This window comes from Chitinophaga sp. (assembly GCF_035761305.1).
GTDB lineage: Bacteria > Bacteroidota > Bacteroidia > Chitinophagales > Chitinophagaceae > Chitinophaga.
Map to the genome: position 1 here is coordinate 1 of NZ_DASTRI010000041.1, position 16,553 is coordinate 16,553.

General features: G+C 50.5%; 14 protein-coding genes. 11 read left to right on the forward strand and 3 right to left on the reverse strand.

Translation table 11 applies throughout. The features are described 5' to 3' along the window. Positions 1 to 83 precede the first annotated feature (83 nt). From VFS25_RS04350 to VFS25_RS04370, 5 genes are all read left to right on the forward strand, one after another. Entirely contained in the window at positions 84 to 227 is a 144-nt protein-coding gene (locus VFS25_RS04350; protein WP_326460896.1) for a hypothetical protein, read from the forward strand. Positions 228 to 867: 640 nt separating this feature from the next. After that, entirely contained in the window at positions 868 to 3,669 is a 2,802-nt protein-coding gene (locus VFS25_RS04355) for a beta strand repeat-containing protein (protein WP_326460897.1), read from the forward strand. After that, the gene (locus VFS25_RS04360) at positions 3,669 to 6,947 is read left to right on the forward strand and encodes a Calx-beta domain-containing protein (RefSeq protein WP_326460898.1); all 3,279 of its coding nucleotides are present in this window, start codon (positions 3,669 to 3,671) and stop codon (positions 6,945 to 6,947) included. The genes VFS25_RS04355 and VFS25_RS04360 overlap by 1 nt, the downstream gene beginning before the upstream one ends. Before the next feature lie 41 nt (positions 6,948 to 6,988). Next, positions 6,989 to 7,984 carry a type IX secretion system membrane protein PorP/SprF gene (locus VFS25_RS04365; protein WP_326460899.1) on the forward strand — a complete coding sequence of 332 codons (996 nt, stop codon included), beginning with the start codon at positions 6,989 to 6,991 and terminating at the stop codon, positions 7,982 to 7,984. A gap of 18 nt (positions 7,985 to 8,002) precedes the next feature. Next, the gene (locus VFS25_RS04370) at positions 8,003 to 9,256 is read left to right on the forward strand and encodes a hypothetical protein (RefSeq protein ID WP_326460900.1); all 1,254 of its coding nucleotides are present in this window, start codon (positions 8,003 to 8,005) and stop codon (positions 9,254 to 9,256) included. On the opposite strand, the gene VFS25_RS04375 is transcribed toward VFS25_RS04370, so the two are convergent. The 3 genes from VFS25_RS04375 to VFS25_RS04385 all read right to left on the reverse strand — a co-directional run bounded on the left by VFS25_RS04375 (position 9,161) and on the right by VFS25_RS04385 (position 11,956). Beyond that, the gene (locus VFS25_RS04375) at positions 9,161 to 9,892 is read right to left on the reverse strand and encodes a hypothetical protein (protein ID WP_326460901.1); all 732 of its coding nucleotides are present in this window, start codon (positions 9,890 to 9,892) and stop codon (positions 9,161 to 9,163) included. The genes VFS25_RS04370 and VFS25_RS04375 overlap by 96 nt on opposite strands. 121 nt (positions 9,893 to 10,013) lie before the next feature. After that, positions 10,014 to 10,979 (reverse strand): DUF1259 domain-containing protein, encoded by a 966-nt coding sequence (locus VFS25_RS04380; protein WP_326460902.1) that lies wholly within the window; start codon positions 10,977 to 10,979, stop codon positions 10,014 to 10,016. Between the two features lie 137 nt (positions 10,980 to 11,116). Next, positions 11,117 to 11,956 carry a chromate resistance protein ChrB domain-containing protein gene (locus VFS25_RS04385; protein ID WP_326460903.1) on the reverse strand — a complete coding sequence of 280 codons (840 nt, stop codon included), beginning with the start codon at positions 11,954 to 11,956 and terminating at the stop codon, positions 11,117 to 11,119. A gap of 154 nt (positions 11,957 to 12,110) precedes the next feature. Between VFS25_RS04385 and VFS25_RS04390 the strand changes: the two genes are divergently transcribed. The 6 genes from VFS25_RS04390 to VFS25_RS04415 all read left to right on the forward strand — a co-directional run. Beyond that, positions 12,111 to 12,557: a VOC family protein gene (locus tag VFS25_RS04390; protein ID WP_326460904.1), complete on the forward strand. Its 447-nt coding sequence runs from the start codon at positions 12,111 to 12,113 to the stop codon at positions 12,555 to 12,557. A gap of 220 nt (positions 12,558 to 12,777) precedes the next feature. After that, a complete protein-coding gene (locus VFS25_RS04395; RefSeq protein WP_326460905.1) occupies positions 12,778 to 13,749 on the forward strand; it encodes an aldo/keto reductase in 972 nt (323 codons plus the stop codon). A gap of 42 nt (positions 13,750 to 13,791) precedes the next feature. After that, a complete protein-coding gene (locus VFS25_RS04400) occupies positions 13,792 to 14,604 on the forward strand; it encodes an AraC family transcriptional regulator (RefSeq protein ID WP_326460906.1) in 813 nt (270 codons plus the stop codon). 96 nt (positions 14,605 to 14,700) lie between these two features. After that, positions 14,701 to 15,030 (forward strand): metalloregulator ArsR/SmtB family transcription factor, encoded by a 330-nt coding sequence (locus VFS25_RS04405; protein ID WP_326460907.1) that lies wholly within the window; start codon positions 14,701 to 14,703, stop codon positions 15,028 to 15,030. A gap of 63 nt (positions 15,031 to 15,093) precedes the next feature. Continuing rightward, on the forward strand, positions 15,094 to 15,936 hold the full coding sequence (locus VFS25_RS04410; RefSeq protein ID WP_326460908.1) for an arsenite methyltransferase: 843 nt from the start codon (positions 15,094 to 15,096) through the stop codon (positions 15,934 to 15,936). Between the two features lie 67 nt (positions 15,937 to 16,003). Beyond that, on the forward strand, positions 16,004 to 16,553 hold a 550-nt coding region (locus VFS25_RS04415), incomplete at its 3' end, for a metallophosphoesterase (RefSeq protein WP_326460909.1).

The window sequence follows — 16,553 nt, forward strand, 5'->3', positions numbered from 1 at the left end:
ATTTACACTAACAGAAAGCCAGGTTACATCAAAAGGAGTTATTATAACCAATTACAAGCGGGCCGGAAAAGTTATAACAGGCAATGTTGAGGCTTAAGGAAACCGGGCAGCCTTATTATCAACCGGGTCTTGGGCCTGGAGGGTTTTACGGGCTGGAAAAATCCGGCCGGGTAGCAGCCCTGCAGGGGATAGCGGGGGCAGGGCTGCTGCAGGCAGGAGTAAAGTGAAAGCCGGCAAGAAAAGTCATCTTTAATATAAAAAGCCAGTACCTGTAAAGGCACTGGCTTTTTTATCGGCCCTCCCCGGAAGTTGTGAAATTTTTTAGGGCATCATTTGCTCACCTGAATTTTTTGATGTCCTGCATGTTAGTGGAAAAACAACACTCTTATATTATCGCGCAGCCTGTGACCAACTAATAGCAAAAGGTCATGTTGAAAAAGAGAAGGCATAACCTGTTCCTGTATGCACAAAATGTTTTGGTCAAAACTTGCAAAAAATAAGCTATACAGAAGCTATATATAATCAACTGTTGCAGGTAAAAAATCCAACTATTGCCGCAATAATAACTTTTTTATTACCTTTAAAGCGCAATCCTCCATTCTATGTGAACCCGGTTTCAGATTGTTAGTAACCTTTTATCGTGTATAATTTATTTATTAGCTATTTAACCAAATAAGATTTTTCCTATGAGGAGTTTTTACGTATCCTGGATACCCGTTACGCTGCAACATTTGTACTGTTATACTACCGATTTTGAATAAGTCTTTCCATACCTATACGTGTAGGTAAATGTTCCATGCAGGAAGCTCCCGGCCGGCCCATGTTAGGCCAGGCCAGGACGCCCCTTTTACCCAAAGCTATTGCAATATGTCTTTGAAAGTAATTACCCTTTTACTGTTCGTGGTGCTATCGTTCCGCCAGGGAGCAGATGCCCAGAGCGCAGCGGCTGACCGCGTGCTGAGTGTGACCAAAACAGCAAATGCCGCAGAACCGTCTGCCAGTGGCGGTTTCAATATCAGCCTGCCCGCGGGCATTAATGCAACAGCAGCTATCACGGTCAGCTATTCCATCGGCGGTACGGCCATTGCCGGATTAGATTATACCGCGCTTAGTGGCACAGTAGTGATTCCCGCCGGGCAGCAGAGCATATCCCTGCCCCTGACCGCAATTGATGACCAGATCATAGAAGGCCCGGAAACCGTGATCCTTACTGTGACCGGCGGCACCAATGGTAGCCTGCCATTCACGCCAAGCACTACGAACGGGAGCGCCAGCCTGGATATTGCAGACAACGACAATACCGCGGCCAACCTGGTGCTGAACGTCACTAAAACGGCGGATGCGGCGGAACCAGCCACCAACGGCGCGTTCAGCGTCAGTCTTCCGGCCGGGTACACTTCCTCCAGGGATATCCAGGTAACTTATAGTGTAGGCGCCGGCACGGCTACGCCGGGTACGGATTACAGGGCCATTACAGGTACCATCACTATCCCTGCGGGCCAGAACAGTGTAACCGTTCCAGTGATAGTGATAGATAATACCGTGATAGAGCCGCCTGCTGAAACCGTGATCCTTAATATCAGCGGCGGCAATGATACGCAATCCGCTTACACCGTGGCGCCGGGCGGGGGTACCGCCACTGTCACTATAACGGACAATGATTTTACCGCCCTCGCCAACGCGGTGCTGATCGCAAAAATATCCGATGCCGTGGAAGGCGGTATAAACGGTCGATACAGGATCTCCCTGATGCCAGGTGTTACGGCTTCAGAAGATATAGTGATTCGCTTCACACTAGCAGGTTCCGCTGGATACGGAGCCGACTATGGTTTGCTGGGATTATCCGGAAGCAATATTGTTATACCTGCAGGGGCCAATGAAGTGTATGTAGATGTGGACGCGTCCAACGACGGTATTATAGAAGGCCCTGAAACGGTAACGCTGACCCTTTTTGAAGCCGTTTCCGGCAGTTATCCGTTTGTGATAGATGCCGCCGCCAATTCAGCCACCGTGAGCATAGTGGACGCGAACGCTGTGGGCAGCTCATTTTTACAGGTGGTCGCCGACGCCAACGCAGCGGAGCCGAACATCAATGGTAGCTTTACAATAAAGCTGGCGGGGGTAACCACCTCGGCATGGGATGTTACCGTTGCATACGTGGTGTCGGGTACTGCCACTCCAGGCCTGGATTACCTGCAGCAGGGCACGGTGGTTATTCCTGCAAACAACAACAGCGTTACTGTACCCCTTAAGGTACGGGACGATCAGATCATTGAGCCAACAGAAACTATGACCTTTACCATCCTTTCCGGCAGTGCAACAGACGGAGGCGGGAATGCCTTTGTCTTTCCGCCCGATCCGGCTAACAACGATGTTACCATTAATATTGCCGATAACGATGCAACAGCCGCCAACCAGCTGCTGAAGGTGGTGAAAACAAACGATGCTACAGAGCCCTCCTCGGCCGGCGCCTTTACAGTGAGCCTGCCGCCCGGCTACACCTCCAGCGCCAATACCACCCTTAATTACACCATGACCGGCACCGGCACACGCAATACAGATTACACCATCTTCACCATTACGCTGCCTGCTTATTTCAACAGTATAACACTGCCGCTGTTTGTAACAGATGATAAGATCATTGAACAAACGGAAACGGCTATTCTCAATCTCAATGGCGGAACAGACGGCAATAGCTTTACATATAACGCAGATCCGGCCGGCAACCAGGCTACGCTGAACATCACAGACGATGATAACACTGCCGCCAACAAGATGCTGCTGGTAACTAATACTGTTGATGCGGCTGAACCGTCCACTAATGGCAACTTTGGCATTAACCTGCCTGCCGGCATTACGGCATCGGAAGATATTACAGTCAACTATACCGTTGCAGGTACTGCTACCGCCGGTACTGCTACCGCCGGTACTGACTATACCGCCCCCGGCGGCTCCGCCGTGATACCTGCCGGCCAGAACGGCGTGGCTGTGCCTGTTGTCGTAGAAGATGACCAGGTGATAGAAGGCACTGAAACAGTGGCGCTAACCGCTACCGGCGGTGCCAGCACCAGCTTTAACTTTACGCCGGCTACCGGCAGGGCCGCCGCTGCTGTGAACATTGCAGATAACGAAAACACGCCGGCCAACCTGGTGCTCAACATCGCCCAAACAGCAGATGCAACAGAAGGGGGCGCCGACGGGGCCTTCAGGATTAGCTTACCCACGGCTGTAACCGCCGATGAAGCGATAACCGCGCATTATACTATCACTGGCACCGCCCAGAATGGCACTGATTACAGTTCATTGAACGGTACTGTTATCCTGCCTGAAGGACTGAACAGCGTGCCATTACCTGTAACGGCTACGAACGATCAACTTTTAGAAGGAACAGAAACGGTGATCGCTACCGTGAATGACGGCACAAGCCCCGGGTTCATTTTTACCGGCAATGGCAATGCCACAGTGAATATTGCGGATGATGACGATACGCCGGCCAATCTCACGCTCAACGTCACCAACACTCTGGACGCTGTTGAAGGCGGCGCCGATGGCGCTTTCAGTATATCCCTGCCCGGGAGCATCACAGTAACAGAGCCTGTTACCGTGAATATACCATTTCCGGCACCGCCGGAGCCGGTACGGATTATACCGCGCTCACCGGCACAGTAGTGATCCCCGCCGGTGACAATAGTGTGGCCGTTCCCGTAGCAGCAGTGAATGACCAGGTTATTGAAGGCGCTGAAACGGTGATACTGACGCTGAACGGCGGCAGCTCCGCAAGCCACACATTTACCGGTACCGGGTCCGCTACCTTATCTATTGCCGATGATGACAACATTCCTGCTAACCGGGCGCTCAGCATCGCTAAAACTGCGGATGCCGCCGAACCGGTCACTGATGGCCAGTTCAATATCAGCCTGCCTGCCGGTATCACCTCTGCAGAGAACATAACCGTACAATACACCGTTAGCGGCACGGCTTCAAATGGCACCGATTACACAAACCTGGGCGGCACAGTAGTAATACCTGCCGGACAGAATAGTATAGACGTGCCGGTTACCGTAACAGATGACCAGGTTATTGAGCCTGCTGAAACAGTGATCCTGACCCTGGATGGCGGTGCGTCCGCAACGTTTGCGTTCACCGGTACCGGCTCCGCTACAGCAAACATTACAGACGACGACAATGTACCTGCCAACCGTACGCTTAGTATCACAAAAACGGCAGATGCAGCAGAACCTTCCGGTAACGGTAGTTTTAACATCAAGCTGCCGGGCGCCATCACTACCACCGAAGACATTATGGTAAGCTATACCGTTGGCGGCACAGCTACAGCGGGCGCCGATTATATTACGCTCAGCGGCGCCGTGGTAATTCCCGCAGGCCGGAATAGTGTAGCCCTGCCGGTTACCGTGGCGGATGACCAGGTTATTGAGAACGCGGAAACCGTTACGGTTACCCTGAACGGCGGCGCCAGCGCCAGCTTTACCTTCACGGCCAGCGGAACAGGCGGGAATGCGTTCCTGGATATTGCAGATGATGATAACACACCGGCCAACACGACGCTGGGCGTTACAAAAGTGGCCGATGACGCGGAACCTGCTACGGATGGCAGCTTTAATATCAGTCTGCCTGCAGGCATCACCGCACCTGAGAACATTACCGTGAATTACACGGTAAGCGGTAATGCCGCCCCGGGTACAGATTATACCGCCCTTGCCGGTTCCGTGGTTATACCCGCGGGTCAGAACAGCGTTCAGCTACCCGTTACCGTAACCGATGACCAGATCATTGAAAGTACGGAAACCGTGATACTGACGCTTAACAGCGCGGCCTCCGCCAGCTTTGCCTTTACCGCTGCCGGTAATGCTACCGTAAATATTACCGATGATGATAATACAGCGGCCAACCGCGTGCTAAGTGTGAGCAAGGCAGGAGATGCGGCAGAACCATCTGCCAACGGATTATTTACCGTTAGCCTGCCTGCGGGCATCACCGTATCGGAGAACACCACGGTGAATTATACGGTTAGCGGTACTGCTGCTGCAGGTACCGACTACACTACGCTTGGCGGCACTGCCGTAATTCCCGCTGGTCAGAACAGCGTGAGCATACCGGTAGCAGTAACAGACGACAATATTATAGAAGGTATAGAAACAGTGATACTGACCCTCAGCGGCGGCACGAGCGCCAGCTTTACTTTCACCGGCGCCGGCAATGCAACTGTTAACATCATTGATAATGAAAGCAACCTGGCATTAAGTGCAGCGAAAGGCGCCGATGGGGCAGAACCGTCTGCGAACGGCAGCTTTAATATCAGCCTGCCTGCGGGCGTTACTTCATCTGTGAGCATTACCGTGAGCTACAGTATTAGCGGTACAGCTGCCAGCGGTGCAGATTATACTGCGCTTAGCGGCACTGTAGTGATCCCGGCCGGTCAGAATGCAGTGGCCGTGCCGGTTGTGGTAAAAGATGACCAGCTGATAGAAGGTAATGAAACCGTGACTCTCACGATTACGGGTGCTGCTGCCCCGGGCCTGACCTTCATCGCAGGGCCGGATAATGCAGCCACCCTCAACATCGCAGATGACGACAACACCGGCCGCGTACTGTTAGTGAACGCCGGCCAGCCTGCGGCGGCGGAACCTGCTGCTGCCGGTGCATTCATCATTAGCCTGGACAACGCAAAGATACCGCAGGAGGACATTACTGTTACGTATACACTGGCGGGCACCGCCACCGCCGGTGCCGATTACACCCTTAGCGGCACAGTAGTGATCCCGGCCGGCCAGAACGCAGTAACGGTACCCGTAAACATCATTGACGACGACCTGGTAGAACCGGCGGAAACCGTAGTGCTCACCATTACCGGCGGCAGCTCTGCAAGCCTTAGCTATCCCGCAGGCGTTAATAATACTGCTACGGTGAATATTGCAGATGATGACAACGCCCCCGCCAACCTGGTATTGAATGTTGGTAACACGGGGGATGCCGCAGAGCCATCCACCAACGGATCATTCACCGTAAGCCTCCCTAACGGCAAACGCACGGCAGATGCAATCACGATCCAATATATGAGCGGCGGCACTGCCACACCGGATGCTGATTATACGGCTATTGCAGGCGTTATCACCATTCCCGCAGGTGCGAACAGCGTGAATATCCCGGTAACCGTAACAGACGACCGTGAGATAGAAACGCCGGAAACAGTGGTGCTCACGCTTACCGGCGGACGGTCTGCAAGCTACGTTTTCACGCCCGGTACTTCGAATGAAGCTACAGTGACCATCACCGACGATGATAAAGGTAATATCCTGATCACCAAAGAAGTGGTGCAGCCGGCCGTAGGGCCTTACCGCATGGGCCAGGACCTGACCTACCGCATTAGCATAAGGAATAACGGCGACGTTGTGTACACCGGCATAAAAGCACAAGACCATCTGCCCCAACAGCTGGATCTGCCTTCTCATACCGCTGCCGAAAGAGGGGAGGTCACCGTTAATCCCGGTACCAGGCTGGTAGAATGGAATGTTGGCGACCTGGCGCCGGGGGCCACTGTAGAGATGACGCTCACCACGCGGGTGATCGAAGGGGGTGAAGTGATCAACACGGCTACGGCTTACGGCGACATCCCGGATGTGGACTCTACGGACAACAGCGTTTCTTCCAGTATACATGTGGAGGGAGAGGACCTCTTCTTCCCGAACGGTATCTCGCCTAACGGAGATGGCAAGAACGAGAAATTCATAATCGGCGGCCTGGAAAAATACCCCGGCTCCGCCCTGTATATCTTTAACCGCTGGGGAGGCCAGGTGTACCAGTCTAAGGATTACCGCAACGACTGGACCGGCTCCGGCTTGAACGAAGGCACCTACTTCTACGTGCTGGAAGTGAGGAAACCGGATGGTATCAGGAAGTACAAAGGATGGGTTACCCTCGTACGTTAAAGGCAACAATATTATTATCTGCTGATCAAAAAGTGTTAAAGATGCAAACAGTACTCAAAGCAGGAATGATGTTCCTGCTGCTAAACATAGGGTTCCGCGCAATGGCGCAACAGAACATACAGTTCAGCCAGTACGTGTTCAATGGTTTAAGCCTGAACCCTGCTTATGCCGGGTATAAGGAAGACCTTTATGTAAATGCGGTATACCGCCATCAATGGGCCAATTTCCCGGGCGCACCCCGCACCGGCGGCATATCGGTGGATGGGGCTACCAATGAGAATAGGGTAGGCCTGGGCCTCCAGCTGTTGTTTGACCGCCTTGGGCCGCAGGACGCGCTCTCCCTCTATGGTTCCTACTCTTACCGCATACCGCTGGACCCCGAAGGAACGCGCCGCCTTTGTATTGGCGTGGGAGGGGGAGTTACCCAGTATTCCCTGGATGGCACCGCCCTCCAGCTAACAGATAATGATGACCCTGCGCTGTCTGCTGTTAAAAAAAGTGTATGGGTGCCCGATGCCCGTTTTGGCGTTTACTATTACACGCCCAGGTTTTATGCAGGCGTTTCCGTTACGGATCTTTTTTCCCTTTATACGGATGCTAACCGTTATAGCTGGAAAGGAAATAATTATGCTGCCATCCGTAAAACGCAGCACCTTTACGTTACTTCGGGCGCCATGTTTCCCCTGTCGGAGCACCTGCAGCTGAAACCTTCCTTCCTGGTTAAAGAAGACTTTAAAGGGCCTACCAATGTAGATTTTAACGTGTTTCTCCTGATCAGCGAAAAACTATGGATAGGCGGTTCGTACCGGACAGACATAAAGCTGTGGAATAAGGCCAACCTGCCCAGCGACCTCCAGCAGCTGGATGCCGCCAGCGCAATAGTAGAGTTTTATGCTACGGAGCAATTGCGCATCGGGTATTCCTACGACCTTAATGTGAACAAAATGGCGGGTTACCAGGGAGGATCGCACGAGATATCGCTGGGCTTTCTCTTTCCCTCCAAAAAATCCATTGTACAAAACCCAAGGTATTTTTAAATCCATTATTTATCCAGTATGATACGTCGCAGTTTAACAATAGCCTTATCGATCACGCTTTCCGCCAGCCTTTATGGCCAGGAGCAGAAAAGTGTATTAAGGACAGCGGAAGAAGCATATGCCCGGAGAGAGTATGCAGTGGCAGGAGCGCTCTACAGCAGGATTGCCCGGAGTAAGGGAGATAAAATGCCGGTGAGCCGGTGGATGAAGATGGCCATTAGTTATCAGCAGATAGGGGACATCAAAAGGGCTTCGGAGATCTACCGGCAGATCGTTATAAGACCGGACCGGCCTGCTGCCGCCTGCTTTAATTATGGCGAAGTGCTGCGGCAGCAGGAGCAGTATGATGCTGCCCGCCAACAGTATAACCAGTTCTCCACCGCTAATGCGGATAGCCTGCAGCTTAAAAGCATAGCGCTGCAAAGCTGCGACAGCGCTATAGTGTGGGCAGCACAGCCTGTAGCGGTACAGCTGGCGCCTGTAAAGGAGCTCAATACCCCCGGCTCCGATATGATCAGCGGCGTAGTGAAGAAGGGCCTGGTAATAATGTCTAATGGCTATCGCTCACTGGCCATGAAGGGAAATCCCGAATCTCGCCCCGCTACCGATAAAAGAACGGAACAACCTTATTACAAGGCATATCTTTACCAGCAATTTACACCAGGCAATTCGAATATGTTCCTCGAAGAGCTGTCGCCCGCCCTGTTTGAAAAATATGATTATCATATCGGGCCTGTATGCCTGAACCGTACAGAAGATACGATGTATGCCACCATTAGTATACAGGGCAATGCCGTCAATGGCATACGCCTGCTGCAGCTTTACCAGTCGGTGAAGAAAAACGGGAGATGGTCTTCCCCGGTGCTGATACCCGGTATTAACGTAGCGGGGTATTCTTCCAGCCAGGCTGCGCTCAGCGCCGATGGGAATACCTTATACTTTGTATCTGACCGCCCCGGCGGCTATGGCCAAACAGATCTCTGGTATGCCGGGCGGCAGCAGGATGGAAGCTGGGGGCAGCCTGTAAACTGCGGGAATAAGATCAATACCATTGCAGCGGAAATCTTTCCCACCATTAATGAGGATGGGGTGCTCTATTTCTCCAGCAAAGGCCACCCGGGCATGGGCGGGTATGATATTTTCCGCCAGGCAGGGCGGCCCGGGAAAGGACGATATTTATTCTTTTTGATTGATGGCATTGACCAGGTCAGCGGCCGTTTGTTCATCGAAAGATGCGTTGTTGCTGTCAAGGAATTTTTTAGCGGCGGCTAAAGCAGCAGGATCCTTTCCTATGGCGGATAAGAAGCTTTTTCTTTTTAAGCTTACTTTAGTGGGCATGCCATCCTTAAGGAGAAAGTAGGTGTACTCTCTTTTATATTCGTCGTAGTTATGTCCTATTTGCGTTACACCCTTATCCACAAAATTGGCGCGTTCAAATTTAATTTTTGTTGCTTTCACCAATGAATATTTACCTTTTGCCAGCAGCTGCATAAACTGGGAACGGCCGGCTGTATTTACATTTAAAAAATAAGCCGCCACATCATTTTTAACCATGTGAAATGCTTGTATATAGTGGCTTTCAGGAGTAAATGTTTTCCCGTCGCGGGCGCGGATGATGAGCAGGTTTTTTTCCAGGTCCAGGTTGGCGTCGTATACCATGGAGTGTTTCACGGGCTTGTTTTCCATAGAGTCTATCCACAGGCGGCCCCAATCGTCGTACAGGTAAGGACTGCCAACCGTGGTGCCGACTGGGCGAAAGCCGGTGGCAACAAAATAAGTATTGAGCTTATTATAATTGTCAAGGATATTTGCAATATGCGTAGTTTGTACAACGCCCGCAGAGTCTTGCGCATAAAGGGACACCGTGATTGAAATGAACGCTAAAAGGGCCAGGGGTGCTTTTTTCATGATGGCAGATTGTTCTACAATATAAGGATAAATATCCTGTATGGAAATAATGACTGCGCCGGCGATGGCACTAACAGCTGCCGCTGTAATGCCGTCTACAAAGACCTTGATACCCGGCAGTTTAATGCGTTTCGCTGCGGCCTGTCTGGTCCAATGCCGCTTTCAGGCCCGCTGCCAGTTTTTCAACAGGCCCAACGCCCCAATAGTGCAGGAAAAAGATACGGGGCTTTTCATGCACCATATGGTTATGAACGGCCACTACTTCTATCCCGTTTTCTACAAGCGCTTTGATAACCGGCTCTACTTCGTTTTCCAGCATTGTAAAATCTCCCGCTACCGCCGCCTTCTCCGGTGTTCCCTGCCAGGCGGCCCATGTATTGAAGCCCGCAAAGCTGCTTACAGGAATACCATGTTCCTGCAGCGGTACATCAGGCCGTCCAAAGGTGTACTTATATACCCCTTTGCTCAGTTCTCCCTTATGCCCCAGCAGGGAATCCAGGCGGGGGATAGGCAAGGTATTAACCACGCTGTCTGCCTTACCTTCTTTCGGGTCATGGCCGCGTACTTCCCTTACCTTTCCGAAAATGGCTTTTACGCTGCCTGCCAGCTGCGTTGCCTGCCCCTTCCCGTCAATATGCATATACATCACATTGGGATGATTGCGCACAAAGTGGTTATGGATGGCCGTAATGGCAAAGTCCTGGCGGATAACTTCCTGCTGCACGGGTTTCAGGTCTGTTTCAGTCAGGATAATATCACCCATAACCATGGCACTGTCCTGGCAGGGTGTAAAACAGGCCCAGCTTGACAGCCCCATTGGAGCGATGATCTTGAATCCGTCAACAACAACATCGAGGTCGTTCTGCGGGACAGTGATCTTGTATTCGCCGTTCTTTTCAACGCCTTTCATGCCGGTTATCCGTTCAATGGCGGCAACATCCAGCCTGCTGCTGCCAGGTGGGCAAACAATTGTATTGGAGTCATTCTTTGCGCCTGTTATTGAATTTGCGGCCGGCCCCGCGGAAGACTGGCAGCCATGCAGGAGCACTCCTGCGGTAATAACTGATAAAATGATGGTGGTCTTCATTTTATTTATTAATTTATTTATAGCTTTTTATGGGTCAGCAGGCGGGGCCTGATACCGGCAGGCATACGCCTGCATAAGTACAATATAACCATTAGCGGGCGCCTGGAATAGAACAGAAATTACCTTTTGTATAGAACTTACTTTTTCTGCAAACTTTTCCGGTATTCCGATGGATTTTGACCCGTATACTTCCGGAAAATCCGGGTAAAATGGCTTTGATCAGAAAAACCGGTCAGGTAGCTGATAGCTGTCAGGGAATAAGCGGGGTTTTGCATCAACTGTATGGCCCGGTCGATACGTTGTTTCCGGATGTATTCCCCAAAGGAAAGGTTGTTGAAGTGCTTTGAAAACTCGCGGGAGAGGTAAGAAGGATTAATATCCAGGTCCTTCGATAATTCTTTCAGGCTTAGGCTGGTATCAATATGATCCTGTATCATTTCCTTCAGCTCCAGGGCCCATGAGGGAATGCGGCTACCGGCGCCTTTCCTGGATTTGAAGAACCGGTTAAACATTTTCAGCAACAGGTACTCATAAGGCTGCTGCGTATGCTTCACCTTCTGCAGGTGTGCAGCCCAGCTGTATAGCGCATCATAAATCTGCATTCCTTTTTGCAGCAGTTCCTGGTCGTTTTTATAATTGTAGGCAAGGCCTGCCGAAATAGCCCATAAACCGGACGCCTGCGGCGCTATGTCATGCCGGTCAGTGTCCGCCCCCCGAATAATTGGGGCCATTGCCAGTACTGCGGGGTCGGTGATTTTATATTTCTTTACCAGGTAATCAAACGTACACTCCTCCCCGTAGTGCGTGTGCTCTACGCCGGGAATGTCAAAAGGGATAGCATCCAGGGCGGCAGCCCGGGCCGGTACATCGCTGAAAGGCACATAAATGATTTCCGCATCAGGGTCTATAAACCGGCGTATCAGCCAGGGACAGGCAATACGGTCAATCTTTGGGTGCTCGCGGGTAATCCACTTCATAAGAGCATTATATAGCTGCAAAGTACCCTTTTTCCTTTATAAACGATTTTGGCCCATGGCCGTAATACATGCGGTATTACTGCAGATTTAAACCGTATTCTCAACGTTTATAAAATGCTTATCTTTCCTGTATTTAAATAAAATACCCGATACTATGGCTACGCAAGCAATTGTTCCTATGCTGGCCTACGAACACGGCATTGCTGCTTTAGAATGGTTGGTTAAAGCATTTGGCTTTACAGAGCGCAAAGATATGCGTATGATAGATGATAACGGACGGCTTTCACATGGCGAGCTGGAGCTGGACAATAATATTATTATGTTGGCTTCTCCTACACCTGATTACGAAAGCCCTCAGCAGCACCGGCAGCACTGTGAGCAGGCCCGCAAATGGTCCCGGGTACCGTGGATTATTAATGGCTTATTAGTGTATGTAAGTGATGTAGATGCACATTACGAACGTGCAAAAGCAGCAGGTGCGGTCATTCTTTCCGCGCCCGAAGATGGGTTTCCAGGCCGCCGGTATCGCTGCGAGGATTTGGAGGGACAGCGCTGGATGTTTATGCAACAGGAACACAGCCAACCCTCAACCGCTATTTAATAACCGGGAACTTCAGGTGCGGCGTAATGCCCATAATTTCGGTGGCAACAAAGTTAAAACGGACCGGGTTTTCATGTCAGGGGTAATTGCGCCAATATGAGGGCGGTTTACGACTGTTAAAACTGGTGAGCCGCCCAGGCAAGTAAATTGAGCCATAAAAGAAAGCGGTTGCCCGGCGTAAAGGCTGATCTTTGCATCGTTAATCAATAAAATAACAGCAATGACAACAATAAAAAAGATCGCCCTGGGCAAAAACGGACCGCTGGTGTCCAAACTCGGATTAGGTTGTATGCGGATGTCGCCTGTTTGGGGAAGCAAGGCAACTGATGAAAGCGAAAGCATTGCTACCATTCAGATGGCATTGGACAGTGGCATTAACTTCCTGAATACAGGAGATTTTTATGGTAGCGGCCATAATGAGCTGCTGGTGGGAAAAGCCATCAAAGGCAGAAGGGACGATGCCTTCATAAGCGTAAAGTTTGGCGCGATCTTCTACGGCAGTCAATGGCTTGGGCTGGATCTGCGCCCCATAGCCATCAAAAACTTCATCAATTATTCTTTGGTACGCCTGGGCATAGATACCATTGATCTTTATCAGCCATGCAGGCTTGATAACAGCGTTCCGGTAGAAGATGTGATTGGAACGGTTGCCGACCTGGTTAAAGAAGGGAAGGTGCGTTATATTGGCGTTTCTGAAATCACCGCAGATCAGCTGCGCAAGGCGAATAGTGTTCATCCTGTAACAGCATTGGAAATAGGCTATTCACTGGCAGACCGCCAGATAGAAAGTGATTTGCTTCCCACAGCCAGGGAACTGGGTATAGGAGTTGTTGCATTTGCCAATACGGCCGAAGGATTACTTACAGGAGAGATGAAAGCACCGCTGCCGGCTAATGCTTACCAAAATCACTTCCCGCGTTTCCAGGGAGAGAACCTGGTAAAGAACCTGGAAAAAGTTGAGGTATTAAAGCAAATGGCAAAGCAGAAAGGGTATACGCCAACACAGCTGGCAATAGCCTGGGTAAATGCACAGGGAGATCATATTATGCCATTGGTAAGCATGAGCCGGAGGTCACGGCTGCCGGAAAACATGCAGGCCATGGAAATAGCGTTCACGCCGGAGGAGCTGAATACGCTTAACACGCATTTTTCACCGGGTGCGATACTCGGAGGCACCTACCTGCAGCGGTAACGGGCCTGCGCATAAGCCCGGCCTGTTTTATATCTTTACATAATGACAAATCCAACTGAAATAGTCCCCGGGGTCATCTTTTTCTCTTACCTCTCGGCAATGAGGAAGGAGAAGGTGGCGTTCCTGGAGCATAATAAGTTGATATTACAGGTATCGGGGCGTTTTATATTTGAAACCGCCACTGAAAGGATCTCAATGGGCCGTGGTGAAATGTTGCTGATACAAAAAAATCAGCTGGGAGAAATTACCAAGCAGCCTTTGGATGGTGAAGATTATCAAACCATTGTCATTAGCCTGAAAGAAGACATGCTCAGGAAGATCGCCCTGGAGGAGCAAATAGAGATCGGGCAGAAATACAAAGGCCCTTCCAATATTCTTATTCCCGGGAACGATTTTTTGCATGCCTTCTTTCAATCCGTGCTTCCGTATGTTCGCCACCCGGAAGAAAAGATAACCCATGCGGTGGGGATGCTGAAGGTGAAAGAGGCGGTATATCTTCTCCTGAATACCATGCCCGGGCTCAGGAATTTCTTATTTGACTTTTCGGAGCCTTACAAGATGGACCTGGAAAAATTCATGCTCAGCAATTTTCATTACAACATTCCCATTGAAAAATTTGCGCGGCTCACAGGAAGAAGCCTTGCGGGGTTCAAGCGCGATTTCCAAAAGCTATTCGGGATGGCGCCCCGGCAGTGGTTACTGGAAAGGAGGTTGGCGGAAGCCCGGCATCTGATAGAAAAAAAGAACAAAAAGCCATCTACGATTTATCTTGACTTAGGATTTGAAAGCCTCTCGCATTTCTCCCATTCTTTTAAGAAGAAATTCGGCAAGGCGCCCACGGAATGGTTGGTATAGAACAGTGTTACCCGGCGTTTCGTTGACGCATGTAAATTTAAATTTGGCCATCCCAATCATGTATCGTAATATTGCGATGATATAATGATGTAAACAATGGGCGCTACAAAAACAGACTTATTCACAAAGCAACAGAATGATATAGCCAATATGGCTAAAGCGCTGGCCCACCCGGCCCGTATTGCCATACTTCAATACCTGGTTAAAAAGAATGCCTGCGTGTGCGGCGACCTGGTAGATGAACTGGGGCTTGCACAGGCTACCACATCGCAACACCTGAAGGAATTAAAAAATGCCGGCCTGATACAGGGAACGATCGAAGGCGTTAGCGTATGTTACTGCATTAACCCTAAGGTGTGGAAACAATACCAGCAGTTTTTTGCCGGTTTCTTTAAGGAAGTTGACCTCAAAGGCTCCTGTTGTTAGGGCTTTTTTTTACACAGATATATCGCAATATTGCAATAATAAAATTAATTAAACATTACTGCTATGGCTACAGATGAAGAGCTTAAAGACCTGGTAAGGCAGAAATACAGTGAAATTGCCTTACAGGACAAAGCAGACAACCAGGCATCCTGCTGCGGCTCAGGGTGCTGCTCCACCGAGGTTTACAACATCATGACAGATGATTATTCCGCTTTGGAAGGATATAACCCCGACGCAGATCTTGGCCTGGGATGCGGGCTGCCAACGCAGTTCGCTAAAATCCGGGAAGGCGATACCGTTATTGACCTGGGCTCCGGCGCCGGCAACGATTGCTTCATTGCCAGGCAGGAGACGGGCGCTACCGGCAAGGTGATAGGCATTGATTTTACCCCGGCAATGATAGACAAGGCCCGTGCAAATGCAGAAAAGCTGCAGTTCAACAACGTGGAGTTCCGCCAGGGGGATATTGAACATATGCCCGTAACCGCCAACACCGCCAACGTGATCGTAAGCAACTGTGTGCTCAATCTTGTGCCAAACAAGAACGGTGTTTTTAAAGAGATTTTCCGTGTGCTCAAACCAGGCGGACATTTCAGTATTTCAGACATTGTACTGGAAGGCAGTCTGCCGCCTGCGTTACAAAGCGCCGCGGAAATGTACGCCGGCTGTGTTTCCGGCGCCATACATAAGCAGGCCTACCTGGATCTTATAACCAGCAACGGCTTTATCAATCTAACCATTCAGAAAGAAAAGGTTATTAATATCCCGGACGACATACTGGCTCAATACCTTACCGCAGATGAAATAGCGCAGTTTAAGGCAGGTAAAACCGGTATTTTCAGTATTACCGTTTATGCGGAGAAACCGGAGGCCGCTTCCTGCTGCGGCCCTGATTGTTGTAAATAACCATAGAGCAGCTTACAGCAGCACTGGCTGCAGGCGCCCAGCCTTATAAAGCGCCTGATTTAGCTATATGAAAATTGCATTATTCAGCGACATTCACGCAAACCTCCCCGCCCTGGAGGCGTTCTTTAAAGATGTAGAAGGCCGTCAGCCGGATGCCATCTATTGCCTGGGAGATCTGGTGGGTTATAACATCTGGCCCAATGAGGTAATTGCAGAAATCCGTAAACGGGCCATTCCAACTATTGCGGGTAACTATGATTTCGGGATAGGACGGAACAGCAACGATTGCGGATGCGCCTATAAAACAGATGCTGAAAAGGCGAATGGCGCTGTTTCCATTTCTTTTACGGATAGCCTTGTTAAAGCGGATGAACGCAGGTACCTCCGTACCCTGCCTGCTCATATCAAAGTTGAGTTTCAGCTAAACGCCGATAAGCTGAACCTGCTGCTGGTGCACGGCAGCCCCCGCAAGATCAACGAATACCTGTTTGAAGACCGGGAAGAAAAAAGCCTGCAGCGGATTATGCAGGAGGCTGATGCAGATATAATGTGTTTCGGTCACACCCATAAGCCGTACCACCGGGTATTGCATGATACATCAGATGCGGGTCCGCGGT